Source organism: Pigmentiphaga humi (assembly GCF_900606115.1).
Lineage (GTDB): Bacteria > Pseudomonadota > Gammaproteobacteria > Burkholderiales > Burkholderiaceae_B > Pigmentiphaga > Pigmentiphaga humi.
Genome location: NZ_UWPJ01000009.1, coordinates 14,667 through 40,635, shown reverse-complemented (window position 1 = coordinate 40,635; position 25,969 = coordinate 14,667). Strand labels below are relative to the sequence as shown.

29 protein-coding genes are annotated in these 25,969 nt (G+C 67.1%); 17 read left to right on the top strand and 12 right to left on the bottom strand.

Annotation, left to right across the window (positions count from 1 at the left end):
- The first annotated feature begins 7 nt into the window (after positions 1 to 7).
- From PIGHUM_RS05290 to PIGHUM_RS05280, 4 genes are read left to right on the top strand one after another with little or no spacing between them, the layout of a single operon-like run.
- Positions 8 to 1,066, top strand: coding sequence for a sulfate/molybdate ABC transporter ATP-binding protein (locus PIGHUM_RS05290; RefSeq protein ID WP_124078350.1), 1,059 nt, complete (start codon positions 8 to 10; stop codon positions 1,064 to 1,066).
- A 6-nt stretch (positions 1,067 to 1,072) separates the two neighbouring features.
- Positions 1,073 to 1,828 (top strand): phosphoadenylyl-sulfate reductase, encoded by a 756-nt coding sequence (locus tag PIGHUM_RS24150; RefSeq protein ID WP_246012921.1) that lies wholly within the window; start codon positions 1,073 to 1,075, stop codon positions 1,826 to 1,828.
- Between the two features lie 3 nt (positions 1,829 to 1,831).
- The gene (gene cysD / locus PIGHUM_RS24145; RefSeq protein ID WP_246012918.1) at positions 1,832 to 2,746 is read left to right on the top strand and encodes a sulfate adenylyltransferase subunit CysD; all 915 of its coding nucleotides are present in this window, start codon (positions 1,832 to 1,834) and stop codon (positions 2,744 to 2,746) included.
- Positions 2,746 to 4,062 carry a sulfate adenylyltransferase subunit 1 gene (locus tag PIGHUM_RS05280; RefSeq protein WP_124078349.1) on the top strand — a complete coding sequence of 439 codons (1,317 nt, stop codon included), beginning with the start codon at positions 2,746 to 2,748 and terminating at the stop codon, positions 4,060 to 4,062. Before cysD ends, PIGHUM_RS05280 begins: the two co-directional genes overlap by 1 nt.
- A gap of 53 nt (positions 4,063 to 4,115) precedes the next feature.
- Here PIGHUM_RS05280 and PIGHUM_RS05275 read toward each other — a convergent pair whose 3' ends face one another.
- Positions 4,116 to 4,556 carry a YbaN family protein gene (locus PIGHUM_RS05275; protein WP_124078348.1) on the bottom strand — a complete coding sequence of 147 codons (441 nt, stop codon included), beginning with the start codon at positions 4,554 to 4,556 and terminating at the stop codon, positions 4,116 to 4,118.
- A gap of 4 nt (positions 4,557 to 4,560) precedes the next feature.
- Positions 4,561 to 6,702 (bottom strand): ATP-dependent helicase, encoded by a 2,142-nt coding sequence (locus PIGHUM_RS05270; RefSeq protein WP_124078347.1) that lies wholly within the window; start codon positions 6,700 to 6,702, stop codon positions 4,561 to 4,563.
- Between the two features lie 143 nt (positions 6,703 to 6,845).
- Between PIGHUM_RS05270 and PIGHUM_RS05265 the strand changes: the two genes are divergently transcribed.
- Complete coding sequence (locus PIGHUM_RS05265) at positions 6,846 to 7,994, top strand: PA0069 family radical SAM protein (protein WP_124078346.1); 1,149 nt, start codon at positions 6,846 to 6,848, stop codon at positions 7,992 to 7,994.
- 82 nt (positions 7,995 to 8,076) lie between these two features.
- Here the strand turns inward: PIGHUM_RS05265 and PIGHUM_RS05260 are convergent, their stop codons facing one another.
- Complete coding sequence (locus PIGHUM_RS05260) at positions 8,077 to 8,535, bottom strand: TM2 domain-containing protein (protein ID WP_124078345.1); 459 nt, start codon at positions 8,533 to 8,535, stop codon at positions 8,077 to 8,079.
- 110 nt (positions 8,536 to 8,645) lie between these two features.
- On the opposite strand from PIGHUM_RS05260, the gene rpsP reads away from it, so the two are divergent.
- The 8 genes from rpsP (at position 8,646) to PIGHUM_RS05220 (ending at position 13,776) form a co-directional block, all read left to right on the top strand.
- The gene (rpsP, locus tag PIGHUM_RS05255; RefSeq protein WP_124078344.1) at positions 8,646 to 8,906 is read left to right on the top strand and encodes a 30S ribosomal protein S16; all 261 of its coding nucleotides are present in this window, start codon (positions 8,646 to 8,648) and stop codon (positions 8,904 to 8,906) included.
- 7 nt (positions 8,907 to 8,913) lie between these two features.
- On the top strand, positions 8,914 to 9,525 hold the full coding sequence (gene rimM / locus PIGHUM_RS05250) for a ribosome maturation factor RimM (protein WP_124078343.1): 612 nt from the start codon (positions 8,914 to 8,916) through the stop codon (positions 9,523 to 9,525).
- A 62-nt stretch (positions 9,526 to 9,587) separates the two neighbouring features.
- Entirely contained in the window at positions 9,588 to 10,361 is a 774-nt protein-coding gene (gene trmD / locus PIGHUM_RS05245; RefSeq protein ID WP_124078419.1) for a tRNA (guanosine(37)-N1)-methyltransferase TrmD, read from the top strand.
- A gap of 122 nt (positions 10,362 to 10,483) precedes the next feature.
- Positions 10,484 to 10,861, top strand: a complete 378-nt coding sequence (rplS, locus tag PIGHUM_RS05240) for a 50S ribosomal protein L19 (protein ID WP_124078342.1) — start codon at positions 10,484 to 10,486, stop codon at positions 10,859 to 10,861.
- A gap of 173 nt (positions 10,862 to 11,034) precedes the next feature.
- Positions 11,035 to 11,796, top strand: coding sequence for a CoA pyrophosphatase (locus PIGHUM_RS05235; protein ID WP_124078341.1), 762 nt, complete (start codon positions 11,035 to 11,037; stop codon positions 11,794 to 11,796).
- Between the two features lie 70 nt (positions 11,797 to 11,866).
- Positions 11,867 to 12,868 (top strand): CobD/CbiB family protein, encoded by a 1,002-nt coding sequence (locus tag PIGHUM_RS05230; protein ID WP_124078340.1) that lies wholly within the window; start codon positions 11,867 to 11,869, stop codon positions 12,866 to 12,868.
- A gap of 105 nt (positions 12,869 to 12,973) precedes the next feature.
- A complete protein-coding gene (locus PIGHUM_RS05225; protein ID WP_124078339.1) occupies positions 12,974 to 13,225 on the top strand; it encodes a hypothetical protein in 252 nt (83 codons plus the stop codon).
- Between the two features lie 167 nt (positions 13,226 to 13,392).
- The gene (locus PIGHUM_RS05220) at positions 13,393 to 13,776 is read left to right on the top strand and encodes a DUF3597 domain-containing protein (protein ID WP_124078338.1); all 384 of its coding nucleotides are present in this window, start codon (positions 13,393 to 13,395) and stop codon (positions 13,774 to 13,776) included.
- Positions 13,777 to 13,827: 51 nt separating this feature from the next.
- Here PIGHUM_RS05220 and PIGHUM_RS05215 read toward each other — a convergent pair whose 3' ends face one another.
- From PIGHUM_RS05215 to PIGHUM_RS05200, 4 genes are read right to left on the bottom strand one after another with little or no spacing between them, the layout of a single operon-like run.
- Positions 13,828 to 14,811: a Bug family tripartite tricarboxylate transporter substrate binding protein gene (locus tag PIGHUM_RS05215; RefSeq protein ID WP_124078337.1), complete on the bottom strand. Its 984-nt coding sequence runs from the start codon at positions 14,809 to 14,811 to the stop codon at positions 13,828 to 13,830.
- Between the two features lie 24 nt (positions 14,812 to 14,835).
- On the bottom strand, positions 14,836 to 16,419 hold the full coding sequence (locus PIGHUM_RS05210; RefSeq protein ID WP_124078336.1) for a bifunctional 3-(3-hydroxy-phenyl)propionate/3-hydroxycinnamic acid hydroxylase: 1,584 nt from the start codon (positions 16,417 to 16,419) through the stop codon (positions 14,836 to 14,838).
- A 22-nt stretch (positions 16,420 to 16,441) separates the two neighbouring features.
- The gene (locus PIGHUM_RS05205; protein WP_124078335.1) at positions 16,442 to 17,347 is read right to left on the bottom strand and encodes a VOC family protein; all 906 of its coding nucleotides are present in this window, start codon (positions 17,345 to 17,347) and stop codon (positions 16,442 to 16,444) included.
- A gap of 19 nt (positions 17,348 to 17,366) precedes the next feature.
- Positions 17,367 to 17,792 (bottom strand): GlcG/HbpS family heme-binding protein, encoded by a 426-nt coding sequence (locus PIGHUM_RS05200; RefSeq protein WP_124078334.1) that lies wholly within the window; start codon positions 17,790 to 17,792, stop codon positions 17,367 to 17,369.
- Positions 17,793 to 17,884: 92 nt separating this feature from the next.
- Here PIGHUM_RS05200 and PIGHUM_RS05195 point away from each other — a divergent pair, with 92 nt between their 5' ends.
- Both PIGHUM_RS05195 and PIGHUM_RS05190 read left to right on the top strand, forming a co-directional pair.
- A complete protein-coding gene (locus tag PIGHUM_RS05195; RefSeq protein WP_124078333.1) occupies positions 17,885 to 18,784 on the top strand; it encodes a LysR family transcriptional regulator in 900 nt (299 codons plus the stop codon).
- A gap of 113 nt (positions 18,785 to 18,897) precedes the next feature.
- Positions 18,898 to 19,185 carry a DUF883 family protein gene (locus tag PIGHUM_RS05190; protein WP_124078332.1) on the top strand — a complete coding sequence of 96 codons (288 nt, stop codon included), beginning with the start codon at positions 18,898 to 18,900 and terminating at the stop codon, positions 19,183 to 19,185.
- A 66-nt stretch (positions 19,186 to 19,251) separates the two neighbouring features.
- On the opposite strand, the gene PIGHUM_RS05185 is transcribed toward PIGHUM_RS05190, so the two are convergent.
- Entirely contained in the window at positions 19,252 to 19,683 is a 432-nt protein-coding gene (locus PIGHUM_RS05185) for an acyl-CoA thioesterase (RefSeq protein WP_124078331.1), read from the bottom strand.
- 98 nt (positions 19,684 to 19,781) lie between these two features.
- Between PIGHUM_RS05185 and PIGHUM_RS05180 the strand changes: the two genes are divergently transcribed.
- Together PIGHUM_RS05180 and PIGHUM_RS05175 are read left to right on the top strand one after the other, a co-directional pair.
- A complete protein-coding gene (locus PIGHUM_RS05180) occupies positions 19,782 to 20,291 on the top strand; it encodes a DUF2165 family protein (RefSeq protein ID WP_124078330.1) in 510 nt (169 codons plus the stop codon).
- Positions 20,292 to 20,616: 325 nt separating this feature from the next.
- Positions 20,617 to 20,820, top strand: a complete 204-nt coding sequence (locus PIGHUM_RS05175; RefSeq protein ID WP_124078329.1) for a cold-shock protein — start codon at positions 20,617 to 20,619, stop codon at positions 20,818 to 20,820.
- Between the two features lie 119 nt (positions 20,821 to 20,939).
- On the opposite strand, the gene PIGHUM_RS05170 is transcribed toward PIGHUM_RS05175, so the two are convergent.
- The 4 genes from PIGHUM_RS05170 to PIGHUM_RS05155 form a co-directional block, all read right to left on the bottom strand.
- Positions 20,940 to 21,686: an IclR family transcriptional regulator gene (locus PIGHUM_RS05170; protein WP_124078328.1), complete on the bottom strand. Its 747-nt coding sequence runs from the start codon at positions 21,684 to 21,686 to the stop codon at positions 20,940 to 20,942.
- 30 nt (positions 21,687 to 21,716) lie between these two features.
- Positions 21,717 to 23,033 (bottom strand): fumarylacetoacetase, encoded by a 1,317-nt coding sequence (gene fahA / locus PIGHUM_RS05165; RefSeq protein WP_124078327.1) that lies wholly within the window; start codon positions 23,031 to 23,033, stop codon positions 21,717 to 21,719.
- Between the two features lie 11 nt (positions 23,034 to 23,044).
- Positions 23,045 to 24,022: a Bug family tripartite tricarboxylate transporter substrate binding protein gene (locus PIGHUM_RS05160; protein ID WP_246012916.1), complete on the bottom strand. Its 978-nt coding sequence runs from the start codon at positions 24,020 to 24,022 to the stop codon at positions 23,045 to 23,047.
- Between the two features lie 61 nt (positions 24,023 to 24,083).
- Positions 24,084 to 25,955, bottom strand: coding sequence for an FAD-dependent monooxygenase (locus PIGHUM_RS05155; RefSeq protein WP_160142173.1), 1,872 nt, complete (start codon positions 25,953 to 25,955; stop codon positions 24,084 to 24,086).
- Positions 25,956 to 25,969 lie beyond the last annotated feature (14 nt).

The window sequence follows — 25,969 nt, the reverse complement described above, 5'->3', positions numbered from 1 at the left end:
ATCAGACATGAGTATCGAAGTTCGCAATCTTTCCAAGCGTTTCGGCGATTTCCACGCCCTCAGGGACGTTTCGCTGCACATCGAATCGGGCGAGCTGGTCGCGCTGCTGGGGCCCTCGGGCTGCGGCAAGACGACCTTGCTGCGCATCATCGCCGGCCTGGAAACGCCCGATTCCGGCAGCGTGTATTTCTCCGGCGAGGACGCCACCGACGTGCACGTGCGCGAGCGCCAGGTCGGTTTCGTGTTCCAGCACTACGCACTGTTCCGGCACATGACCGTGTTCGAGAACGTCGCCTTCGGCCTGCGCGTCAAGCCGCGCGCCGCGCGTCCGTCCGACGCGCAGATCAAGGAGAAAGTGCACCAGCTGTTGAACCTGGTGCAGCTCGACTGGCTGGCCGACCGCTATCCGTCGCAGTTGTCGGGCGGACAGCGCCAGCGTATCGCGCTGGCGCGAGCGCTGGCCGTGGAGCCGCGCGTGCTGCTGCTGGACGAGCCGTTCGGCGCGCTCGACGCCAAGGTGCGCAAGGAACTGCGCCGCTGGCTGCGCCGACTGCACGACGAACTGCACGTGGCCAGCGTGTTCGTTACGCACGACCAGGAAGAGGCGCTGGAAGTGGCCGATCGCGTCGTGCTGATGAACGCCGGCCGCATCGAGCAGGTGGGTTCGCCGACCGAAGTGTGGGAGCGCCCCGCCACGCCGTTCGTCTACGGTTTCCTGGGCGACGTCAACCAGTTCCAGGGCCAGGCCCACGGTGGCGTGCTGCACGCCGACGGCCTGACCATTCCGACGCCCGAGTTCGCCGATGCCGAGCACGCCCAGGCCACCGCCTACATCCGGCCGCACGAGTTCGACGTGCAGCGCTACAGCGACGGCGACATCGGCCTGGTGACGACTTTCAGCCGCGCCTACCTGTCCGGCCCCAGCGCCTATCTGGAATTGACGCGCCAGGGGTCGGACAAGCCGATCGAAGTCGAGCTGCCCGCGGAGGTGTTTCGCCAGCTCGAGCTCAAGGGCGGCGAGGCGCTCGTCGTCAAGCCCCGCAACGCCCAAGTGTTTCTTACTTGATCCGACATGGCCGCCACCGCTTCCCTCGCCGTTTCCGCCGAACAACTGCCGCGCTGGTCCGATCTCGCCGGGCGCCTGGCCGCGATTGCCGCCGCGCATGCCGACGCGGCATTCGCTTCGTCGCTGGCGGCCGAAGACATGGTGCTGACGCACGCCATCTTCGAGCACGATCTGCCGATTACGGTGTTCACGCTCGACACCGGCCGGCTCAATGCCGAGACGGTGGCCATGATCGACCGCATCGCGCAACGCTACGGCCGCGCTATCGAGGTGGTGCGGCCGGAAGCGGCGGCAGTCGCCGCCTATGTCGCCGAGCATGGCCAGAATGCTTTCTACGAGAGCGTGCCCTTGCGCAAGCGCTGCTGCGAGATCCGCAAGGTCGAGCCGCTGCGCCGGGTGCTGGCCGGCCGCGGCGCGTGGATTACCGGCCAGCGCCGTGAACAGGCCGTGACGCGCGGCGAGTTGCCGCTGGACGAGCACGATCCGGTGTTCGGCCTGCACAAGTACAACCCGCTCGCCCTGTGGACGCAGGACGAGGTCTGGGGCGCCATCCGTTCCTTGGACATTCCCTACAACCCGCTGCACGACCGCGGCTATCCGTCGATCGGCTGCGAGCCCTGTACGCGCGCCATCCGCCCCGGCGAGGATCTGCGCGCCGGCCGCTGGTGGTGGGAGTCTTCGGATTCCAAGGAGTGCGGCCTGCATGCCGGCAACCTGTCGGCCATTCCCGTCTCTGTCGTCACAACCAAGCAACCAGGCTGAATCATGCCCGCTATCCAGAACGTCACGCGCAGCCATCTCGATTGGCTGGAAGCCGAAGCCATTTTCATTTTGCGCGAGGTCGCCGCCGAATGCGCCCGCCCCGTGCTGCTGTTCTCCGGCGGCAAGGATTCCTGCGTGCTGCTCCGGTTGGCGGAAAAGGCCTTCCGGCCCGGCAAGTTTCCCTTCCCGCTGATGCACATCGACACTGGCCACAACTTCGATGAGGTGATCGCTTTCCGCGATGCGCGCGCGGCCGAGCTGGGCGAGGAACTGATCGTGCGCAGCGTGGAAGATTCCATCCGGCGCGGCTCGGTGGTGCTGCGCAAGGAAACCGATTCGCGCAATGCCGCGCAGGCCGTGACGCTGCTCGAATCGATCGAGGAGTTCGGCTTCGACGCCTGCATAGGCGGCGCCCGCCGCGACGAGGAAAAGGCACGCGCCAAGGAACGCATCTTTTCGTTCCGCGACGAGTTCGGCCAGTGGAACCCCAAGGCGCAGCGTCCCGAACTCTGGAATCTGTACAACACCCGCGTGCATGCCGGCGAGAACATGCGCGTGTTCCCGATTTCCAACTGGACCGAGCTGGACGTCTGGCAATACATCGCCCGCGAGAACCTGGCGCTGCCGTCGATCTATTACGCCCACCAGCGCGAGGTGATCCGCCGCAAGGGACTGCTGGTGCCGGTCACCCCGCTGACGCCGCCGCAAGAGGGCGAGCAGGTCGAGAGCCTGACCGTGCGCTTCCGCACCGTCGGCGACATTTCGTGCACCTGCCCGGTTGCATCCGAGGCCGCGGATCCGCTGGCCATCATTGCCGAGACCGCTATTACCGATGTGACCGAGCGAGGCGCCACCCGCATGGACGACCAGACCTCGGAAGCTTCGATGGAGCGGCGCAAGAAAGAAGGGTATTTCTGATGAACGCCATGACCGATCCCGATTTTTTCTCCGCCGCCGACAAGGGCGTTCTGCGCCTGATCACCGCCGGCTCCGTCGATGACGGCAAGTCCACGCTGATCGGCCGCCTGCTGTACGACAGCAAAGGCATTTTCGCCGACCAGCTCGACGCCATATCGCGGGCCAAATACAAGCGCACCGTAGGCGATGCCCTCGACCTGTCGCTGCTGACCGACGGCCTGGAGGCCGAGCGTGAGCAGGGCATTACGATCGACGTGGCCTATCGCTATTTCTCGACGCCCGCGCGCAAGTTCATCGTCGCCGACGCGCCGGGCCATGAGCAGTACACCCGCAACATGGTGACGGGCGCTTCGACGGCCGACGCCGCGATCATCCTGGTGGACGCCACGCGCGTGGCCGGCGGCCAGTTGCTGACACAGACCAAGCGCCACAGCACGCTTGCGCATCTGCTCGGCATCCGCCACATCGTGGTGGCGGTCAACAAGATGGACCTGGTGGACTGGAACGAAGATGTGTTCGCGCGGATCCGCGACGCCTACTCGGCGCTGGCGGCCAAGATAGGCATCGGCCATTTCGAGATACTGCCCTTGTCGGCGCTGACCGGCGACAACGTCGTCACCCGGTCGCAGCGCACGCCCTGGTATGCCGGACCGGCGCTGCTGGAACTGCTCGAGTCGCTGGAAGTGCGCGACCTGGCGCATACCCGCGCGCTGCGCTTTCCGGTGCAGATGGTCGCCCGCCACGGCGGCGACCGGGCCGACGACTTCCGCGGTTACATGGGCCAGATCGCCAGCGGTTCGGTGCGTGTGGGCGACCGCGTGCTGGTGCAGCCTTCGGGCGTGTCGGCCACGGTGAAGTCGCTGGTGGTCCATGGCGGCGAGATCGACGCGGCGAGCGCCGGCGATTCGGTTACCGTCGTGCTGAACGAAGACGTCGATGCCTCGCGTGGCGACGTGCTGGTGCACGAGACGGCGCCGGCGACGGTGGCGCGGGAGTTCGAGGCCGAACTGTGCTGGCTGGACGCCCAGGCATTGAACCCCGCCCGCAAATACCTGCTCAAGCAGGGCACGCGCCTGACCACGGCCAAGATCAAGAACGTGCTAGCGCGGCGCGACATCCACGAACTGGAGGAAGTCAGCCTGGCGGATTCGCCGTTCTCGATGAACGACATCGGCCGGGCGGTGCTGGCCACGCGGGATGCCTTGGCGCTCGATCGTTACGAAGACATTGCCGCCACCGGCGCCTTCATCCTCATCGACGAGGCCACGCATCAGACCGCCGCGGCAGGCATGATCCGGCGCGCGATCGCCGACTGAGCCGACGCCCGCGGCTGCGCGGCGGCGGGCGCATCCGCGGTCCGGCCGGGGCCTCAGCCTTGCGCCGTCTCCTCGGCGGTGGGCTCGGGGCGCATCCACAGCCAGACCGCCACGCCGCCCATGGCGGCGCAACTCAGCCAGGCGGCCCACGCCGGGGCCGGCACGATGAACAGTATCGCCGCGCACAGCGCCATGGTGATCGTGGCGCTCCACTTGGCTTTCCGGCTCACCGTGCCTTCTTTGCGCCAGTTGCGGATCATCGAGCCGAACAGGGGATGGTTTTCCAGCCACGCCTGCAGTCGGGGCGAACTGCGCGCGGCCAGCCAGGCGGCCATCAGGATGAAGACCGTGGTGGGCAGGCCCGGCACGAAAATGCCGATGACGCCCAGTGCCAGGCACAGCAGCGCCGCGGCGTACATCAGCATGCGCATCAGCGGGCCGGGCGGGGAGCGGAATTCTGCGGACGTGGGGTCTGGTCTGGGCGGCGGTGTCATGGTTTCACGGCTGGCCGGCGCCGTCATCGGCGGGCAGCCATTTCGCGAAGGGGCGCCGGGGCATGCGCAGCGTGATCCACCATTTTCTTTGTACGGGATCCCACTGCGCTCCCAGTTGCCGGGCTGAGTCCTTGTCCGCATAGGGTACGTGGAGGTAGAGGCGGGTGGGTGCTGTCGCCGCTAAGGAAGGGCGGTCGCGTGCGGCCCGGCGCGCGGCGGGCAGGTTCAGCGCCCGGATGAAGTGGCTATCGTGGCCCTGCGGCGTGTAGAGCACCAGCCGTTCGCAGGTTCGCGTCATGGCCACGTAGAACAGCCGCCGCTCCTCGGCGGGGTCGGCATGCGCTTGCGGGAACTCGCCGTCGGCCACGTAGGGAATGTGCACGGCGCGCCATTCCTTGCCCTTGGCGGCGCGCGCGGTGGTCAGCGTCAAGGGCCGGCGCCGGCTCTTGCGCCATGTGCCGCTGTGCTGCTGCGCCTGGTGCAACTGGTCGAGCAGGCCTGCCGCGTCCAGGCCCGTGGCGCCGGCATAGGCGATGAAGCCTTCGATGGAGCGAGCCACGGCCAGCGCGTCCAGTCGATGGACGAACAGCCGGCGGGTGGCATCCGCAATGTTCAGTTCGCGCGCGGCGTATGCCAGCAGCTGTCCGGCGGACCATGCGTGCGCCTGGGCCAGCAGGTGCTCGCACACCTGGGCGAAGCGGGCCCGCCAGCGGCGCGTGCCGGCGTCCACGGCTTCCTGCGCATCGGCCGTCTGGCTGAGCCGGCCGCGATAGAAATAGCGGATGGTCTCGGGATCGGCGGCAATGGTTTTTTCCGCGTCCCGCCATTCGGCTTCGGTGTAGTCCAGGCCGGCGAACAGTCCCAGCGCGCGCAGGACGGCGCCCACTTCGGCGGGTTCGCGCACCGGTGCCATGGACTGCCGGGCGATGTGCAGGATGCCGCGCAGCATCAGGATCTCGATGCGGTCCACATAGCTCTGGCAACCGTCGGTGACGTACGGGATGTCGTGGGCGATCAGCGCGTTTTCGAGCGCGATGCTTTGATGCGCGTCGCGCAGGATCACCGCGCAGTCGGACAGGGCCAGGCCCGAGCCGGCGCGCGTCGATTGCGCCAGGGCGGCTGCCAGTTGCGCGCCGCAATCGTCCTGCTGCGTGCGGCCGTAGGCCAGGATGTCGACCTCGGTATCGCCCTGCCGCCCGGACTCGAAGCGCTGCGCGGTGAGCGCCTGGGCGCAGCCGCCCAGCGTCGGTCCGCAGCGGAAAGAGAAGGCCAGCGGCAAGCGCCGCGTGCCGCCGAACAGGTGCTCGAAGGCTTCGCCCATATAGCGCGGATCGGCGCCGTTCCAGCTGTGTACGACCTGTTCCTTGTCGCCGGCCGCGATGATGGCCGTATCCGTGCCGGTGAGCCGGCTCAGCAGCGTGATCTGCGCCGCATTGGCGTCGTGCCATTCGTCCGCGACGATGAGCGCGGGGTGGGGCAGCGCCGCGAGCCCGCCCAGTTGCTCGCATACCGCCAGGACGTCGCCGACCAGATCGTGTTCGCTCTGGAAGGCGTAGTGTCCGATGTCGATGCGCCGCAGCCGCTCGTAGGCCCGGCAGACGGCGACCAGTCCGCGCGGCAGGTCCAACTGGTCGGCCAGTTCCGAATCGGAGACGTCGCCGCTGCCTGCCAGCGCCAGCGTGCCTTTCAGGCGCGACAGCTGGTTGATGACGGCTTCGGCGTGCAGATTGTTCAGGTCGTAGCCGTAGTCCGGATCGGCGCCCGGGTCCGCGGCCGCGGTTTCGATGGCCTCGTACACATAGGGGCGCATGGCTTCGGCATCGGCCAGGTAGACCTCGGCGCCGTCTATGACCCCCTGGCTGCGCCAGCCCTCGAGCAGGGAGCGGGCGAAGTCCGCGTAGGTCGAGACCCGGACCGCGCGCGAGGCGCCCGCCTGGGCCAGGCGCTGCTGCAGGACCTCGCGCGCGGCCGGCGTGAAAACCAGGGCGAGGATGCTCTCGGCCGCGACGCCGCGGCGCTCGCGATGGGCGATGCAGTGCGCCAGCGTCGTGGTCTTGCCCGAGCCGGCGACGGCGTCGATCAGCAGGAACCTGCCGCCGTACGACACGATCTGCCGCTGTTCCGAAGTCAGTAGTAGGGAACTCATGCCGGCAGTGTAAACCGGCGCATGGTCCGGTACGGAGGATGCCTCCGCGAGAATGTCCACGCAGGCCGGGTGGCCGAGTCGGTGCTTTTCCCGCGCCTTCGAGCCACGGTTCGCCCTGGCCGATTGTCAAAAATACTGTATATATGTACAGTATCGAAGTGGATGATCATGACCTTACCGAGCCGGGCTTTGCCGCCGCGCCGCCTGTGCCGCAGCGCGGCCGCGGCGCCGTGGCGAACGTCGCGCATCGCTTCGATGCCGACCAGCGCAGCGCGGTCGACGACGGCTGGGCGCAGCCCCCTGACGAGGCCCCGCGCCTGAAGACCGAGGTCGCGGTCGAGCGCGCCCGCAAGATTCTGTCGCGCAACGATTCGCCCGACATTCCGTTCGACCGGGCCATCAATCCCTATCGTGGCTGCGAACACGGCTGCGTCTATTGCTTCGCCCGTCCCACCCATGCCTACCTCGGCTGGTCGCCGGGGCTGGATTTCGAGACGCGGCTGGTCGCCAAGGCCAATGCCGTGGAAGCGCTGCGCGCCGAGCTGTCCCGTCCGGGCTACCGCGTGGACGTCATCAACATCGGTTCGGCCACCGATGCCTACCAGCCCATAGAGCGCAGCTGGAAGCTCACCCGCGGCCTGCTGGAACTGCTGCTCGAGACGCGCCATCCCGTGTCGCTGGTCACCAAGGGCGCGCTGCTCGGGCGCGACGTGGACCTGCTCGCGAGGCTGGCGGAATTGCGGCTGGTGGCGGTCTACGTCACGATACCCACCCTGGACGGCGCGGTGGCGCGCACCCTCGAGCCGCGTGCCGCCGCGCCATGGCGCAGGGTGGAACTGGTGCGCGAACTGACCCGGGCCGGCGTGCCGGTGGGCGTGTCGCTGGCGCCGGTCATTCCCTTCATTACCGACGACCACATCGAGCAGGTGCTGGAAGCGGTCGCGCAGGCGGGCGCGCAGACGGCGTTCTACACCATGCTGCGGCTACCCTGGGAGGTCCGGACGATATTCACCGACTGGCTGGAGGCGCACTTTCCCGATCGCAAGGCAAGGGTGCTGCATCGGCTGGAAGATTTGCGGGGCGGGCGGCTCAACGACCCTCGTTTCGGCAGCCGCATGCGGGGCGAGGGCATCTGGGCCGACCTGGTCAGGCAGCGCTTCATGCGCGCGTTGCGGCAGTTCGGTTTGGCGGGGCGGCGCATCGAGCTGGATATCGGGTCGTTCCGGCCGCCCGGGCGGCCTGCCGGGGCGGCGAAGCGCGGCGATGCGCGGCAGATTTCGCTGTTCGATTGAGCGCATGAGCCGCAGCCGGCACTATAGCCGGCGGGCTCGGTGCCGGTGCGGCGTTCGGCGCCTGTTCCTGCAGGCCTTTGCTTCAATAAACGGGCACGACCCCGAAGGCGCGCTGCACCATCAGGACGATGCCCAGGGTCACGATGGAGGTGCCTATCGCCAGCGTCGGCATGGCCACCAATACCGGCGCCCAGCCGGAAGGTGCGCGCCGCTGCAGGCCGGGGTTGTAGAGAGCGTCGAACTTCTCGTCGGCCATCAGGCAGATGATCAGCGCTTCGATGAAGCCCGCCGCCGCGGGGATCAGGAACAGGAAGAAACCGATGTGGAAGTACCATTGTTCGCTGCGCAGCGCGGTGCCCATGGCCAGCAGCGAGACCAGCAGCGGGATCCAGCCGTGTTTGCGCCCCAGGTAGCGCCAATGGGCGCCGGCCCAGCCAAGGGTGGCGGCCAGGAACCCGGCCAGCGCCTTGCTGCGGAACGCCGCAGGCGGGTTGTGTGACGCATGTTCCTCTGCCTGGGCGGGGGGATGTTGGTAATTCATCGTCGAATGCCTTGATTTTGAAGGACTTTACCCTATCCGAGCTTGCTAGGGATAGCAGTGCGGGCTATACTTTAGGGCTTTTCTTAGTCAACTTTTCCAAGGAATTACCTATGGTGGTGATTCGTATGTCCCGCGGCGGCTCGAAGAAGCGCCCCTTTTACAACCTCGTTGCCGCCGATTCGCGCAACCGCCGCGATGGCCGTTTCATCGAGCGCGTGGGTTTCTACAACCCCGTTGCCGCCGAGGGCGAAGAAGGCCTGCGCATCTCGCTGGACCGTGTCGAGCACTGGGCCAAGAACGGCGCGCAGCTGTCGCCGGCCGTGGCCCGTCTCGTCAAGGAATACGGCGCCAAGGTCGCTTCGGCTGCCTGATACGCCCGTGTCCGATGCACCCACGGCGGCGCCCGTTGCCGATCCCGCGCCTCCGCCCGATCTGGTCGAGGTCGGGCATGTGGCGGAAGCCTACGGCATACGGGGTGCCCTGAAGATACAGCCGTATTCGGCGCAATCCGAAGCCTTGCTCGGCACCCGTACGTGGTGGCTGCGCAAGGGCAGGGAAGTGCGCCGTGTCGAGGTGGCCAGCGCGCGCAAGCATGGCGCGACGGTCGCGGCCACGTGGCCGGGCATTGCCGACCGCGACCAGGCCCTGGCCTGGAAAGGGTGGGCCGTGCTGGTGCCGCGCAGCCGGTTCCCCGCGCTCGCCGAAGGCGAGTTCTACTGGTTGGATCTGATCGGCTGCGTGTTGATCGGCAAGTCGGCCGGCGGGGATGACGTCGTGCTGGGCACGGTGTCCGAGGTCAGCGACAATGGTGCGCACGCGATCCTGCATGTGGATTGCGCCGTGCCGGTCGCGCCGGGCGAGCCCGTCCAGCCTGCGCTCGATGCCCGCGGCAAGCCGCGCCAGACATTGGTGCCGTTTGTCGAGGCCCACGTGCGCGGCGTGGATATCGCTGCCCGCCGTATCGACAGCGACTGGCCCGAGGGCTTCTAGCCTGCGGAACCGCGGGTACCGTGCCGGTTGAAGGGAGTGTCCGTCGGACGATGAGCGAAATCTTGCGGTTCGACGTGGTAACGCTGTTCGGCCCGATGTTCGAGGCCGTCAGCCAGCAGGGCGTGACCGGCCGGGCGCATGCGCAGGGCCGGTGGCAGTTGCACGTGTGGAATCCGCGCGATTTCACCGTGGATGTGCACAGGACGGTGGACGACCGTCCTTATGGCGGCGGGCCCGGCATGGTGATGCGGGTCGAGCCTCTCGAGAAAGCCGTCTGCGCGGCGCGCGAGCAGCGTGCGCAGACGGGTTTGCCGGAGGCGCCGGTGGTGCTGCTGTCGCCGCAGGGCAGGCGGTTCGGCCAGGCCCGCGCGCAGGAACTGGCTGCCGGCCCCGGAGCGATCCTGGTCTGCGGCCGGTATGAAGGGATAGACCAGCGGTTCATCGACCGCTGGGTGACGCAGGAAGTGTCGCTGGGCGACTTCGTGCTGTCCGGCGGCGAGATCGCCGCGATGGCGATGATGGACGCGGCGGTGCGCTTGCTGCCCGGGGTGTTGAACGACGACGAATCCGCGATGCAGGATTCGTTCAACGATCGTCTTTCCGGGCTGCTCGATTGCCCGCACTATACGCGGCCCGAAGTCTACGGCGGCGTGCCGGTGCCGGAGGTGCTGATGTCGGGCCACCATGCCAACATCGAGCGCTGGCGGCGCAGGCAGTCGCTGGCGGCCACCCAGGCCAGGCGCCCCGACCTGATCGAGGCGGCGCGCAGCAAGGGCTGGTTGAGCCGCGACGATGAAAAGTTTCTGTCCGACCCGCAAGGGGAGGGCAAGCGCTGACCGTGCAAGCGGGCAGTGTTGCAGCAAGCCTGCCGGGCATGGGTCCGGCGGGAAACCCCATCCTCTGGTAGCGGTGCCATCAAAAGCCTACCCGCTGCGTATGATGGTTCATGGAGAGTGCAATGGACCTGATCCAAGTCCTCGAGCAAGAAGAAGTCACCCGCCTGACGGCGAACAAGACCATCCCCGAATTCGCCCCCGGCGACACCGTGGTGGTCAACGTCAACGTGGTCGAAGGCACCCGCAAGCGCGTCCAGGCCTACGAAGGCGTGGTCATCGCCAAGCGCAACCGCGGCCTGAATTCGTCGTTCATCGTTCGCAAGATTTCGTCCGGTGAAGGCGTGGAGCGTACGTTCCAACTGTATGCCCCGACGATCGCCTCGATCGAAGTCAAGCGCCGTGGCGACGTCCGTCGCGCCAAGCTGTACTATCTGCGTTCCCGTTCGGGCAAATCGGCCCGGATCAAGGAAAAGCTCGTGCGCAATACTGCCAAGGCTTGATTTCCGCATTACCGCAGCAAGAAAAAGGCATGCCGCGCGGCATGCCTTTTTTTATCGCCGGGCCGCCCCAAGATGAGAAAGCGTCCCCCTCGGGGGCAGCGATCCCGCTTAGCGGGTGAGCTTGGAGGCCATTCTTCATGGGTGGCGCTGTTTCAGCTTCTACAATTTCGACCATGTCATCCGATACACGCAGCGCCCGCATTGCCGACGGGCCGGACGATACGCCGGAAGAAATCCAGCGGGCCGCCGGCAAGAAGCGCCTGGCGGGAAGCCCCGCCTTCGATCCGGTTGCCCAGCCGTGGGTGGCCAATCCCGGCGGCCTGGCGCCGGTGCCGCCGGAACGCCTGACGCCGCCGGCCTTGCGCACCCGCTTCGTCGATCCGCCCGCCTGGCAGCCCGATGCCAGCGACATCAACCCGGCGCGCGAGATCGACCGCTCGCTGCGGCTGGCTTCGGTACTCGTGCCCATGGTGCTGCGGCCCGGCGGCATCCGGATCATGCTCACCCAGCGCGCTGCGCACTTGCACAACCACGCGGGCCAGGTCAGTTTTCCCGGCGGGCGCGTCGAGCCGAGCGATGCTTCCGTGGCGCACGCGGCGCTGCGCGAGTCGGAAGAAGAAACCGGCCTGCCGCGCGGCATGGTGGAGGTCATCGGCCAGTTGCCCGACTATTTCACCGGCACGGGCTTTCGCGTCGTGCCGCTGGTCGGCCTGGTGCAGCCCGATTTCCTGCCGCGCCCCGATCCCGCCGAAGTGGCCGAGGTGTTCGAGGTGCCGCTGCCTTTCCTGATGGATCCGGCCAACCACCATCTGCACAGCGCCAGCCTGCCCTCGGGCGGCAGCCGGTCCTACTATTCCATGCCGTGGAAGCAGTTCTTCATCTGGGGCGCCACGGCAGGCATGCTGCGCAATCTCTACCAGTTCCTGCGCGCATGAACCGGCGGCGCAGCCTTCCGGCAGCGTTCCGGGAGATGCACAACCCCGCCCAGCACACTAGAATGCCTGCATGAGTTTCTTCGCCCTTCTTCTTGCCTTCCTGGCCGAACAAGTCCGGCCGCTGCCCCGTTCCAATGCCGTCCACGAAGCCGCGCGGGCGGCGTGCCGCTGGGCCGGCCACGCGCTGGACGCGGGCAGCCGGGGCTACGCCGTGCTCGGCTGGCTGCTGGTCGTGCTGGCGCCGGCGCTGGCCGTGTGGGTGGTCGATGCGCTGCTGTGGGCGGTGCATCCCGTCCTGGCGCTGCTCTTCCACGTCCTGGTGCTGTGGTTCACGCTGGGATTCCGCCAGTTCAGCCATCACTTCACCGAAATCCAGTTCGCGCTGGCGCGCGGCGACCTGAACCTGGCACGCGATCACCTGCAGCAGTGGCTGCGCGCGGGCGAATCGCGCGTGTCCACCGAGAACATGAGCGTTGCCGAAGTCTGCCGGACCGCCATCGAAGAAGGTGTGGTGGCCTCGCACCGCAACGTCTATGGCGTGCTGTTCTGGTATGCCGTGCTGCCTGGCGCAACCGGCGCGGCGCTCTACAAGCTGGCCGGCATCGCCCGGCAGGAATGGGGCGCGCGCACCGACGGCTTTGGCGAGGTCGCCCGCCAGGCTTTCCTGATCCTGGACTGGATTCCGGCGCGCATGACCGCGGTGGGCTTCGCAATCGTCGGCAATTTCGAAGACGCGTTCTATGGCTGGCGTCAGCGCGCCGCGGCCTGGGACGATCCGCAGCGCGGCGTCATCGTCGAGAGCGCCGCTGGCGCGCTGGGCGTGAGGCTGGCGGCCGTTTCCAGCGCATGGCAGCCTGGCCGGCCGGTGCAGGAACCGGATCCCGGATTGGTCGGGCCGGTGCAGCCGGCCTCGGCCGCCAGCGAGTTCGCGGCGGCCTCCGAGGTGCCCGACGAACCGGTGCGCGCGCCCGACCCGGCCACGCTGCAGGCCGCGGTCGGCCTGCTGTGGCGGGCGGTCGTGCTGTGGATGGCCTTGCTGTTGTTGCTGTCGCTGGTGTCCTGGGCTTCCTGAGGCCGCCACGGCCGGGCCTCGCCGCATGCTGCGGTGCATGAGGCCAAGCGCGGGATCCGGCGCTATAGTGGGCGCGTCGAAAACGGATCGGAGCGGGGTCTGGCCATGTTTTCTTTCCAATACAGTCCGAATCGCAGCTCTCGCGTGCTGGAAGTGGAAATCGATCCCCATCAGCGCGCGCCCGGCATGTGGGACGCCAACTGCAGGATCTATGAAGCCAGCGAAGGCCGCCGCCTGTTGCTGGGGCCGGCGCTGTCGCTGCGCGACATCGCCGCGCAGTCCGAGGAGGAATGCCTGGACGAGGCCGAGATCCGCGTGGCCGCCGACATCGAGAACGATCGCTGGTTCAAGCTGTAGGCGCGCGGCGACGTCCAGGGGAGTGTTTCCCCGGACGCCCGGTCCTTGCTTCGCAAAACCGTTCTGCGATGGCCGGCGATGCTTACGCATCGCCACATACGCTCGCATCCGTGTTTCCTACAATCGTGTCCAGGCATGTGCCTGCCATTTCCAACGAGGGAACCAGCATGAGCATTTTCAAAGCCATACTCGACAAGATCTTCCCCTCCAGCCATCCCGCAACGACGCAAGCCGGCGCACCGGCTTCGGCGTCGCCGGCGGCGCCCACCGCGGCGCCGGCTGCCTCCGCTCCCATGGTCGACGTCGAAGCCATCCTCAACGGCCTGGCCGCCAAGAACCCGGAAAAGCTGAACTGGAAGACGTCGATCGTCGACCTGATGAAGCTGCTCGGCCTGGACAGCAGCCTGGCCGCGCGCAAGCAGTTGGCGACCGAGCTCGGCTACGGCGGCGATATGAACGACTCGGCCACGATGAACATCTGGCTGCACAAGCAGGTCATGAAGAAGCTGGCGGACAACGGCGGCAAGGTGCCGGACGATCTGAAGAGGTAGCGAGCGGGCGGCGGCGGCCGACGGGCCAGGCCGCGCCGCCGCGCCGGCGGATTACTCCGGCAGGATATCGATTTCCTTGGTGATCTTGGCCCAGCGCGCATGTTCGCGCGCCAGGAAGGCCCCCGTCTGCTCGGGGCTGTAGCCGGGCGCGGCGATCGGGCCTACGGCGGCGATGCGGGCGGCCACGTCGTCGTCCGACAGCAGCGCGTTCACGTCGCGGTTCATGCGCTCGATGGCCGTTGCGGGAGTGCCCGCCGGCGCGACGATGGCGAACCAGCCGACCATGTCGAAATCGGACAATTGTTCCGAGAGCGCCGGCACCTGAGGCCAATCGGCCAGGCGCTTGTCCGAGGTGACGGCCAGCAGCCGCAGCCGTCCCTGCTTGGCCAGTTGGGCCGTCGAGGCCACGTCGGCGACGATCGCATCCACGTGGCCGCCCATCAGGTTCTGCGTGGACACTCCCACCGATACGTAGGGCACCAGGTTGGCCTGGGCGCCCGAGCGCGAATTGAACAGACGCGCGATCATGCCGCCGAAGGTGCGCGGTCCTTCATTGCCCAATGTGACCGTGCCGGGCGCGGCCTTGGATTTGGCGACCAGTTCTTCCACTGAACGAATGGGCGAGTCGGCCTTGACCAGGATGCCGAAAGGGCTGCGCGCCACGAAAGCCACCGGCACGAAATCCTTGGCGGGATCGTAAGGCAACTGCTTGAACAGGAAGGGGTTGGTCACCAGCGCGGCGGTCGTGGCGAAATAGAAGTTGTGGCCGTCGGCAGGGGAGCGCGCCGCCGCGACTGCGCCGACCGTATTCTGTCCGCCGGGCTTGTTCTCGATGATCACGGGCTGGTTCCAGCGCGCATACAGGCGGTCGGACAGCAGACGTGCGATGTTGTCGGGGCCCGAGCCCGGCGGCTGCGAGAGCAGCAGCCGTACCGGCTTGTCGGGCCAAGCCTGGGCCTGGGCCGCGGACAGCGGCGCCAGGAGGGAAGCGGCGGCCAGGGCCGCTGCGGTCTTGATGGCGATTCTTCTGTTCATGTTTGTCTCCTCGCGGGATGGGCGTCAGTGCAGCTTGTTGCGCAGTGTCTCGAGCAGCGCGTCGAGTTCTTGTGCGGTGGCGGCGGTGCCATAGACGTAGCGGTCCGGGCGTACGACGGCCGCCGCGCACTGGTGCCGCGCGAACCAGGCCGCGCAGACACCTTCGGTTTCTTCCAGGTCCCGGCCCAGCCGCAAGAGGGCGAGCTGCGGCGCATGGGGCAGCGGCGGGGCGTCGCCGCCGTAGTCCGCGGCCAGCACCAGCCACCAGCCGTCGCCGGCATGGTGGTCGAGGCGGACGGCGGCGCCGCCGGCGCGCCGGATCCACGGCTGGGGAAAGATCGTGCCGCGGGCGGATGACGCGTCCGGGGCGAGCAGGCCCAGCTCCAGCGGCGGGATGACGTCCTGGCGCGGGGTATCGCGCACGATGCCGCCGCATTCTTCCAGCAGCCGGGCGTCGCGTTCGCGGGCGCGGGCCTCGTCGCGTTCGCAGATCACCGCGCCGATGGCCTTGATGCGTCCGGTCAAAGTGCGGACGTGCTGCTTGCGCTCCACGCCATAGCTGTCGAGCAGGGCCTCGGCCCGCTTGCCGCCGGCTTCGCCGCGCAGCACGGAGGCGAGTTTCCAGCTCAGGTTGGCGACGTCGCGCACGCCCTGGCACATGCCTTGGCCGAGGAACGGCGGCTGCTGGTGGGCGGCGTCGCCGGCGATGAACACCCGCTCTTTGCGCCATTGGCCGGCCACCAGCGCATGGAAGCGGTAGCTGGCCTGGCGCCACAGTTCGCCATCGTCGGGCGTCAGCCAGCGCGACAGCAGCTTCCAGGTTTCCTCCGGCCGGGTGGCGGCCTGCGGATCTTCGCCGGGCCTGAGGGAGATTTCCCAGCGGCGATGATTGCCCGGGCCGATGACCAGCGTGCAGGGACGGTCGGCTTCGCAGTACTGCACGCTGGTGCGGGGCAGCTTGGCCAGGCCGCGTTCATTGGCCAGCACGTCCACGACCAGCCAGGGCTCGTCGAACTCGAGGTCTTCGAGCGCGATGCCGACCAGGTCGCGCACCGTGCTCGAGGCGCCGTCGCAGCCGACCAGGTAGCGCGCCCGCACCTTGCTGCGCCGGCCGTCGTCGTGATCCAGCGCCAGCGTCACGCCCGCATCGTCCTGCTCCAGCGAGCGCAGCGCCGCGCCCAGCTCGACGCAGACATCGGGCAGTGCCTGGACATGCTCGCGCAGAATGCGTTCGACCGGCGGCTGGGTGAATACGTTGGAGGGCGTATAGCCCAGCGGATAGGGCGGCTCGACCATCGTGAGCCGCTTGATCAGCCGGCCGTCCACGCCGAAGTATTCCGACGGCGTGAACGGTTCGACGTAGCCGGCGATGCGCTCGACCAGCCCGAGTTGCTGGAACACGCGCATGATCTCGTGATCGACGGCAATGGCGCGCGGCTTGTCGTAGACCTCGCGCTGCCGGTCGCAAACGTGGACCTTCAGGCCCATCCCGCCCAGCAGCCCGGCGGCCACGGCGCCGGCCGGGCCGAAGCCGACGATGGCGACGTCGTAGAAGGTGTCGGGCGCGTGACGGGTCCTGCCCGCGTCCTGGGCATGGGTGCTTCGCATGATGTATCCGTGGCGGGAAAAGTCAGGCCGCTGAGCCGGCGGCAAAAAACACAGAGCTTTGCGCCGCTTTCAGGCGGGCGGAGGGCGGGGCCGAGATGCCCCATTGGTCCAGGCGGCCCGGCGGCCATTTCCAGTCGTCCGGACCGCCAGCGAGGTAGCTGTCGTCGATCTGTTCGACCCCGGCGGTGTATTCGATGACCTCGCCCGATGGGCCGATGAAGTAGTTGAAGGCGTTGTCGCCGGGGCCATGGCGGCCGGGGCCCCACTCGATGCCGTATCCCGCATCCTTCATGCGTCCGCCGCCGCGCATGACCGATTCCACGTCGGGCATGACGAAGGCGATGTGGTTGAGCGCATTGTTGTCGGTATCGCCCAGCGCGATGGTGTGATGGTCGCTGTTGCAGTTCATGAAAGCCATGATGCGGGTGCGGTCCGACAGCCGGAAATCCAGCGCGCGTTCGAAGAAGCGCTGGGTCGCGGGCACGTCGTCGCTGTTGAGCACGGCATGGGCCAGGCGGCTGGGGCGGTCCGGATGCTCGCCGACGTCCGCGTGGCGCGCATCGCCGTCCACGATCTCGATCAGCCGGCCGTCGCCGTCGCGTATCCGAAGCGCCAGCCCGCCCGCCGGATCGCGGGCCGGCCCGACCGGATCCGCCACGCTGCCGCCGGCTTCGGCGCAGGCGTGCGCAATCGTGTGCAAGGCCTGCTCGCTGCGGGCGCGCAGCGTGACGTGGCGGATCGCCGTGCGCGGACCGCGGTGCAGGGCGAGCAGGTGGTGATCCGGTCCGGTTCCGCGGAAATAGACGGCATTCGGCTCGCGGGCCGCGACGGCCAGATGCCAGATCTGGGTGTAGAACGCCTCGGCCTTGTCCAGGTCGGGGACGTCCAGGGCGACGCTGCGCAAGCCTTGTATGGTGGAGGATGCCATGGGTGTCTCGCCGTATCGGTCAACCCGCCTGCAGGCCGGCAGCGATGATGCCGGCGATGCAGATTTCCTCGTCCTGGTCGCCGGTGCCGCCGCTGGCACCCGCCGCGCCCAGGATATTGCCCGCTTCGTCCTTGATCAGGACGGCGCCCGTTTGAGGCAGGAAGCGTCCCTGCGCCGTCGCCGCCAGCGTCGTGAAGAAGTTCGGGTTCTCCTTGGCGCGCTGGGCCAGGGTGCGGCTGGAGGCGTCCATGCCGATGGCGGCCCAGGCCTTGCCGGTGGCCACGTCCACGCGGAACATGCTGGCGCCGTCCTCGCGTTGGGCCGATTTCAAGTGGCCGCCGGCGTCCAGCACCACGACCGCCATGGGCTTGTAGCCCTTGCTGGCCGACGTGCGCAGCGCTTCGGCAATGATGAGGTTGGCCCGCTCCAGGGTAAGTCCGTTCATGACTGTGTCTCCGGCGATCGATTCATGCCGGGAGTCTACGGACTAGAGGAATATCTATCCAGATGATTCAGTGAATAGTTAGAATCCACCGCATGGATATTCGTCATGTCGATCTCAATCTGCTCCGCGTTTTCGACGCGATGCTCGAGCACCGCAGCGTGTCGCGCGCGGCCGAGGCCATCGGCCTGAGCCAGCCGGCCATGAGCGCGGCCGTGGCGCGTCTGCGCGCATTGTTCGACGACGCGCTGTTCGTGCGCACCGGCGCCCAGATGCAGCCTACGCCGCGGGCCGTGGCCCTGGCGCCGGCGGTGCGGCGCGTGATGGAGACGGTCAAGGGCGAGATCCTGCAGGCGCACAGCTTCGATCCTGCCGCGAGCGAGCGCACTTTCACACTGATCACGCCGGACATCGGCGAGATCAACTTCGTCCCCAGGCTGCTGGCCCGCCTCGTGCGGGCCGGATCGGGGCTGAACCTGCGCACCCTCTCCATGCCGCGCCATGCGGCGGCCGAGGCGCTGGAATCGGGCGAGGCGGAACTGGCCATCGGCTACTTCCCGGACTTGCACAAGGCCGGCATGTTCCAGCAATTGCTGTTCCGCAATACCTTCGTCTGCATCGTCCGCGCCGACCATCCCGACGTAGGCGACCGCCTCACGCTCGGGCAATACCTGGCATTGCCTCATGCCGCCGTGCGGCCGGGGCGCGAACATCTGTTCGAGGAGTTCCTCCAGCGCAAGGGTCTCGAGCGCCGTGTGCTGCTCGAGACCTCGCACTTCACCAGCCTGATGCCCATCATCGAGACCTCGGACCTGGTCGCCACCGTGCCGCGCGACATGGCCAATGTCTGCGTCCAGCACGCCAATATCCGCATGCTGGACGTGCCGCTCGAGGCGCCGACGATCGAGGTCCACCAGTTCTGGCCGCGCCGCTTCCACAAGGACGCGGGCAATATGTGGCTGCGAGGCGTTTTGCACGAACTGTTCCGGGCGTGACCCGGCATCGGCGCGCGGCCGGGCACGCACACCGTTACCTTGGTAACGCGGCGAGGCGTTGGCTGCGGCGGTAGACTTGGATTTCCCGTGACAGATGCCTCAAGGAAACGAACATGGCCCAGGATGACGCTGTTGACCAAGCTAAAAACGTCGTAGAGAAAGTCGCCGACAACGTCGATGCCGCTGCGCAGAAAACGGCCAAGGCCGCGCAATCTGCCGCGGACTCTGTGTCGAAGACGGCCCGCCAGGCCAAGGACAAGGCCGAGCAGGCGCTGGACGGCGGACAGGACTACCTCGAGGAGGCCCTGAGCTGCGCCAAGGATGTGATCCGTACCCATCCGATCACTACCGTGGCAGGCGTGGCGGCCATCGCCTATCTGCTGGGCCGGCTGCGCGCGTAAGCCCGAACCTCGAGCGCGGCTCGCTCCGTCCGGGCAGCCGCCCGCCATGCTCCAGGGCAAGGCGATTCAGCCGGACGCGGGCGCCGCGCGTTCCAGGGCGGCCCGCAGATCCTCGGGAATGGCGATCGACGTGTGCGTCTCCAGCGAGGTCGTTACGATGGTCTGCACCGCCGACATCCTCACCACGTCGTCCATGCCTACGCAGCGCCACGCCAGCGTGATGGAGCGATTGCCCAGCCGCGCGACTTCCAGCTCCAGCCATACCTGCTCGCCGAAGCGGCTGATCGCCCGGAATTCCGATTCGATGTGGACCGTGGGCATGCCCACCCGCCGCTCGCCTATCAACCCTTGGTAGCCGCCGGGCAGGATCGCGTCTATCCAGCTCTCGACCAGGTCGTTGAACAGGATGAAATACTGCGGATAGAAAATGATGCCGGCCGGATCGCAGCGGGAGAAGTGGATTTTGTGCTGCAGGCGGAAGGTGTGATTGGTCTGCATGGGCAAGAGGCAAGTCCGTCGGAACGATAGGGCGCGCTGCGCGCAGCGGGCTGGTAAGCTGCGGTCGTGCTCCACGCCCGGAAGAAAGGATAATCATTATGCGCGACCTCGGCGCGGCCAGCCCGCTCGTCAGGCTTTCCAAAACGTCGATGGTGGGTGCCGTCGGACTCTTCGCGACCCTTGCCGCCGTCGGCAACATTACCGACTACGGGACCAATTTCGCGTTCGTGCAGCACGTCCTGAAGATGGACACCATTTTTCCCGGCAGCACCATCCGCTACCGCGCCATCGAATCCCCCGCGATGCATCATGTGGCGTATGCGTTCATCATCGCCGCCGAGATCCTGGCCGCGCTGCTTTGCTGGCTGGGCGCATGGCGCATGGCGCACCGCCTGCGCGCGCCGGCGCCGGATTTCCAGCATGCCAAAGCGGCCGCGGTGGCTGGTTTGACGGTGGGCTTCCTGCTCTGGCAGGTTGGTTTCATGTCGCTGGGCGGCGAATGGTTCGGCATGTGGATGTCGGAGCAATGGAACGGCATCGAGAGCGCTTTCCGCATGTTCATCACCGTGCTGGGGGTGCTGATCTATGTGTCGATGCGCGACGACTGACTGGAGAACGGGAGTTTTATCGACACGACCCCGGGGATAACGGTCGAGCAGTATTCCCAGCTGCAGCGCAGGGGTGCGCGATATGTCGTATTTTCGTATATGGAAAGGGTGTTTTCCGCGGTTGGCGAGGCTCGAAGGGGGGCTGTCACACAATACCGCTTGACGCCGGTTCCCTCAGGGCCGATAGTGCGCATAGATCTTCAAGTGTTGTGATTCCTGCCGTTGTGCGCGAACGACCCGTACGCCATAAATTGTTCTGGTCCTTCCTTGATCGTCTCGTCCTCGGGCATGTGCCCGTATTTATCAAGGTATCAAGGAAATATCCATGGAAACCGGTATCGTCAAGTGGTTCAACGCCGACAAGGGCTTCGGCTTCATCATGCCCGACAACGGCGGCAAGGATCTGTTCGCGCATTTCTCCGAAATTCAAGGCAGCGGCTATAAGGCCCTGCAAGAGAACCAGCGTGTCAGCTTCGTGTCCGGCCAAGGCGCCAAGGGTCCCCAAGCGACCAAGATCACGCCGCTGTAAGCAAGATCGAGCCGCCTAGAGCGGCCCGGTTCTTCACCCAACAAGCCCTCGAAAGAGGGCTTGTTCGTTATGGGCCAGTCTTAAATGGAGGACGCCCCGCGATTGGCCGGGCCGCCGGCTCAGGACGGCTGCACAGCCTGGGCGAGGGCCTCGTTGATGGCCTGGCCGCCTTGCTGCAGCATGCGCACCAGGAGTTCTGTGTTGAAGAGCCCGGCGCGTTGCGACTCGAATACGAGCGACAGGCTGCCGGCAACGAGTCCATCGTCGCCGAAGAGCGGTACGGCGATGCCGGTGACGCCCTCGTCCACTTCGCCATGCGAAATGTAGCAGCCATTCTTGCGGCTCTGCCGGAGGGAGTCGGATAGCGTCCGCCAATCCCCGGCGATGGCGTGGGCCTCTTCCTGGTGCTTGTCGTAGATGCTCCGCAGCCTGGCCGACGTCAGGTGCGCAAGAATGATCTTCGACGCTGCTCCCCGGAACAGGGGCAGGCCGCGGCCGCGGACATAGCTGAAATGGGTGGTGTCCGAGCCGGCCTCGTGGTGGATGTTGAGAATCTGGTCGCCGAACAGGCTGCTCAGCAGGACGGAGCAATGCGTGGCCGCGGACAGCGACTGCATGACCTGGCGCGAGGCGTTGATCAAGGGGTCGTTGCGGCGCATCAGATAGTCGAGCTGGATGATGCGCGGCCCCAGGCTGTAGCGTCCGGATTGCCTGGTCACGAATCCGCTTTCGCAAAGCTGGTTCAGGTGCCTGAAGGCCGTCGTGCGGGGAATGTCCAATCGCGCCGCGACTTCTTCGGCGCTTGAGAAAGGGCGCTCCTCGGTAAAGACGGCCAGGACTTGCAGGACCTTGTTCAATTGCGACATGGCGAGGTGGAAAAGTGTTGCGAGGCGCGGTTACGATGCGGCCGAATCGCCGGCGTTCGCAGGCAGGATCCGGCTGCGGCATTCGCCGAAACCGATCGATGCAAACCCTTCCCGCGCGGCCCGCGCCCTGAAGAACACCTCGTCGCCGTCCTGGAGCCAGCTGCGGGTTTCGCCATTGGGCAGCTGCAGCGCGGAAGCGCCGGCAGAGGTCATTTCCGTCATGCAGCCCATGGCGTCGTCGGACGCGCCTGATACGGTGCCGCTGCCCAGCAGGTCTCCGGTTCGAAGATTGCAGCCGTTGCTGGTGTGGTGAGCGAGCATTTGCTCGAAATTCCAGCTCAGGTTGCGCGGATTGGTCCGCGTGAGACGGACGCCCGGCGTTCCCTCGCCGCGCATCCGGGAGGTCTGGAGCCAGGCCTCCATGACGAGGTCGAGCGTCTCGTTTCCGCCCGCCAGGTGCGGCAGGATGGCGGCGGTGCCGGCAGGCCGGGGGTCCATCCGGCCACGGTAGGGCGCCAGCGCTTCGGCGGTGACGACCCAGGGCGAGACGACCGTCATGAAGCTCTTGCCCAGGAAAGGGCCGAGGACTTGTTCCCACCATTGGATGTCCTTGGCCGACCAGTCGTTCATCAGGCAGTAGCCGAACAAATGCTCGCCCGCGCGGCCGATTTCGACGCGCCGGCCCTGCTGGTTGCCCTGGCCGACGAAGGCCGCGAGTTCCAGTTCGAAATCCATGGCTTCGCTGGGGGCGAATCTCACGCCGCCCTGCGCGTCCCTGATCTGCCCCCACGGACGAGTCGCATGGGTGCCGCTGACCCGGATGGAGGAGGCGCGTCCATGGTAGGCCACGGGCAGGGAGAAGAAGGCTTTCGGCAGGGGATCTTGCAAGCCCTTGAATCTGCCATGCCGCTCGGTATGCCAGGCCGAGGTAAGAAAATCCGTGTAGTCGCCGATTTCCACGGGAAGAAGCAGTTCCGCATCGCGCATCGGCACCAGGTGGCCAGCCGCCCGTTCGCGCTGCGCGCCGTCGCAAGAGGCATCCAGCAGCGCCGACAGCTTCTTGCGCAGCGACGACTGTTCGCCGCGATCCAGCGCCATCAGCGCGTTGAGCCGGGTCTGCGCCGCAGCGGCGTCGAGGCCGGGCGAGCGGGGTATCGCGCCGGACTCCAGCGCAGCGGCAAGGTCCAGGATCTGGTCGCCGATGCCTACCCCTATGGCCGCCGTGCCTCCGCAGGCGCGGCGGAACACGCAGAACGGGAGGTTCTGGATCGGAAAATCCGTCTCGGCCTGATTGGCCGAGTCGAGCCAGCTGCGCTTGCCAACGTCGTGGGTTTCGTTCAATTGCATCGTTATCTCCGTTACTCGACCTTGATGTTCGCTTCGCGGATCAGCCTGGACCAGGTGGCCGTCTCGGATTTGACGTAGGCGCCCATCTCGTTGGGCGTGCTGGAGAGGATTTCCGCCCCCTGGTCGGTGATCCGCTGCCGGGTCGCTGGGTCGGATGCCGCTTTGGCATAGGCCTTGTTCAGGCGCTCGACGATGGCTGCCGGCGTGGCTGCCGGGACGGACAAGCCCTGCCAGGCCCAGGCCTCGTATCCGGGCAGGCCCGATTCGGCGACCGTCGGGATATCGGGCCAATCCTTCAGCCGCTGCGGCGTGCTGACGGCGAGGGCGCGCAATTTGCCGGCCTTGAGGTGTTGCGATGCCGAGGCCAGATCGAGGAACATGGTCGGGATGGTGCCGGCAAGCAGATCGTTGGTCGCGGGTGCGGATCCTTTGTAGGGCACGTGCGTCATCGGAATGTTCATGCCGCGGCGGAACATTTCCATGGCCAGGTGGTGGGGCGAGCCCGTACCCGGCGAGGCATAGAACAGATTCGACTTCTTTGCGTAGGCGGTGAGCTCGGCCACCGAGGCGACGGGCACCTGAGACCCGACGACCAGCACCAGCGCGAAGCGTGCGGTCAGCGATACCGGCGCCAGGTCTTTCTGGGGATCGTAGGCCAGATTGGGATACAGGCTCGGGTTGACCGCATAGGTGGCGTTGTCGCCCAACAGGACCGTGTAGCCGTCGGGCGCGGCCTTGGCCACCAGGTCCGCGCCGATCGCGGTCGCGGCGCCGGGCTTGTTTTCCACCACGATGGGCTGGCCGAGGTCGGCCGACATCGCCGGCGCCACCGTCCTGGCGAATACGTCGGAGCCGCCGCCGGCGGCATACGGAACGATCAGCCTGACCGGCCGGGTGGGATAGGATTGCGCCAGCGCCGGAGTGCCGAGCGCCGATGCGAGCACCGTCGCGGCGAGGGTTTTCAGGGCGAAGGAAATTCGGATGTTCAAGTCTGTCTCCTGGAATAGGGCGGGAAGGGCTCGGTGATGGGAGTCGGGTGAGTGTTCCCGCTCAGTCGGCCGCGGGCTCGCCCAGGCCTGCACGCGCGATGGTTTGCCTGACGGACTCCGGATCTCCCACTTCCAGAGCGAGAAGCATGGCGAGCTTGGCCAGCATCAGTGCATTGGAGGCCCGGTCCGCGCCGTTGACCGCGGTACTGATCATGCGATAAATCCGTTCGGCCGGCGTGAGTTCGACGACCACCGGGGAGGGCGCTGCCCAACCGGATTGGCCGTGACGCGCCAGGGCTTTGGCCGTGGCGGCCTCCAGGGCGCCGGCGTCCGGTTTTTTCCACCTGGCCGCGACGTTCTGGTCCGGACGGACGAGATAGACCGTTCCCGCTTGCGCGCCGAACGCGTCGTGCAGCATTCCCTCGGGATCCGCGATCGTCGCCTCGTCCGTCTCCCGGGGCGCGCGCTGCGCCACCTGCAGGATCTGCAATGCGCATCGCTGCGACAATCGCCGCAGTTCCTGCAGCGTTGCGGCATCCGGTTCCTCTGCCCGGCAGAACACCAGCGCCGTGAAAGACCGGCCCAGCCGCGCATGCAGCCAGCCCTCCTGCCGGGGAAGCGCGATGTCGGGCACCACGTCGCCCGGCGCGGGGCCGCATGCGAAGCCGTTCTCCCCGTCCGCCGTATTCAGGGGGGAGTCGCGCTGGGGAACGTAGCTGGCCTGCCGCGGGTCGATGATGCCCGTCACTTCGGGGCAAGAAACCGACAGGTCAAGCACGGCGTCGCGAACCAGGCGGGCCCCTTCGGTGGGCGGCGTCATGAACCAGGCATTGCGGTCGGCCAGGGCCGCGTTCTCCAGGAATATCTTGCGCCGTTCGGCCGAATAGCTGTCCAGCAGCGCATCGCCGGCCTGGCCATGGTGCGCCAGCGCCAGCTTCCACCCCAGGTTCCAGGCGTCTTCGACGCCGGAATTCAGGCCCCGGATGCCGAAGATGGGCATGAGATGCGCGGCATCGCCGGCAAAGAAGACGTTGCCGACGCGGAAATCGGCAAGGGAACGGCTGTGGGCGCGGTAAAGGCTGGTCCAGAGCAATGTCCATGCGCCTTTTTCGCCGATGTAGTCGAGATGCCGGGCGATGCGTTCCTTCACCCGTTCCGGCTGCTGGGCCTGATCCTGGTTTTCGCCCGGCTGCAATTGGTAGTCCAGCCTCCAGACGCCTTCCGGCTGTCCGTGCATCAGGACCGTGGAGCCGGGATTCGACGGCGGATCGAACCAGCAGCGGCGGCCCATGGGCGTCTCGGTGTCGAGCTGGATGTCGGCGATGAGATAAGCCGCTTCGTGGGTCGATCCGTCTAGGCGCAGCCCCATGGATTCGCGCACCGTGCTGCGCGCGCCATCGCAGGCGACGACGTGGCGGGCCAGCAGCGTATAGCTGCCTTCGGGGGTCTGGACTTCGAGCTCGACCCGGTCGCCGCCGGCCGCAACCTTATTGACGCGCTGCTGCCAGCGGAGGTCGATGTGGGGATGTTTGCTCACCGCCTCGACCAGGTACTGCTCGGTGTGGCATTGCTGGAGGTTGAGCATGGGCCGGAACCTCAGCCGTTCGTCGTCGGCCATGCGGAAGCGAAGAATCTCGCGGTCGCGCAAGAAGCTGCGGCCGCCGTCCCAGACCACGCCGCGCGCATGGATGGCTTCGGCCGCGCCCAGCGCTGCCCAGATCTCCAAGGTTCGCCGCGACATGCCCAGCGCGCGGCTGCCTGTGCAGACCTGTGCTTGGTCCTCGAGCAGGACCGCCGGCACGCCATGCCGCGCCAGCGTCAGCGCCAAGGTCAGGCCGACCGGCCCGGCCCCGACGATGGCTACCGGGTGGACGCTGGCCGGGGCTCCCCGCATTTCGGCAGGGGGGACGAATGGGAATGCTTGGTCCTGCATGTGATCCATCTCTT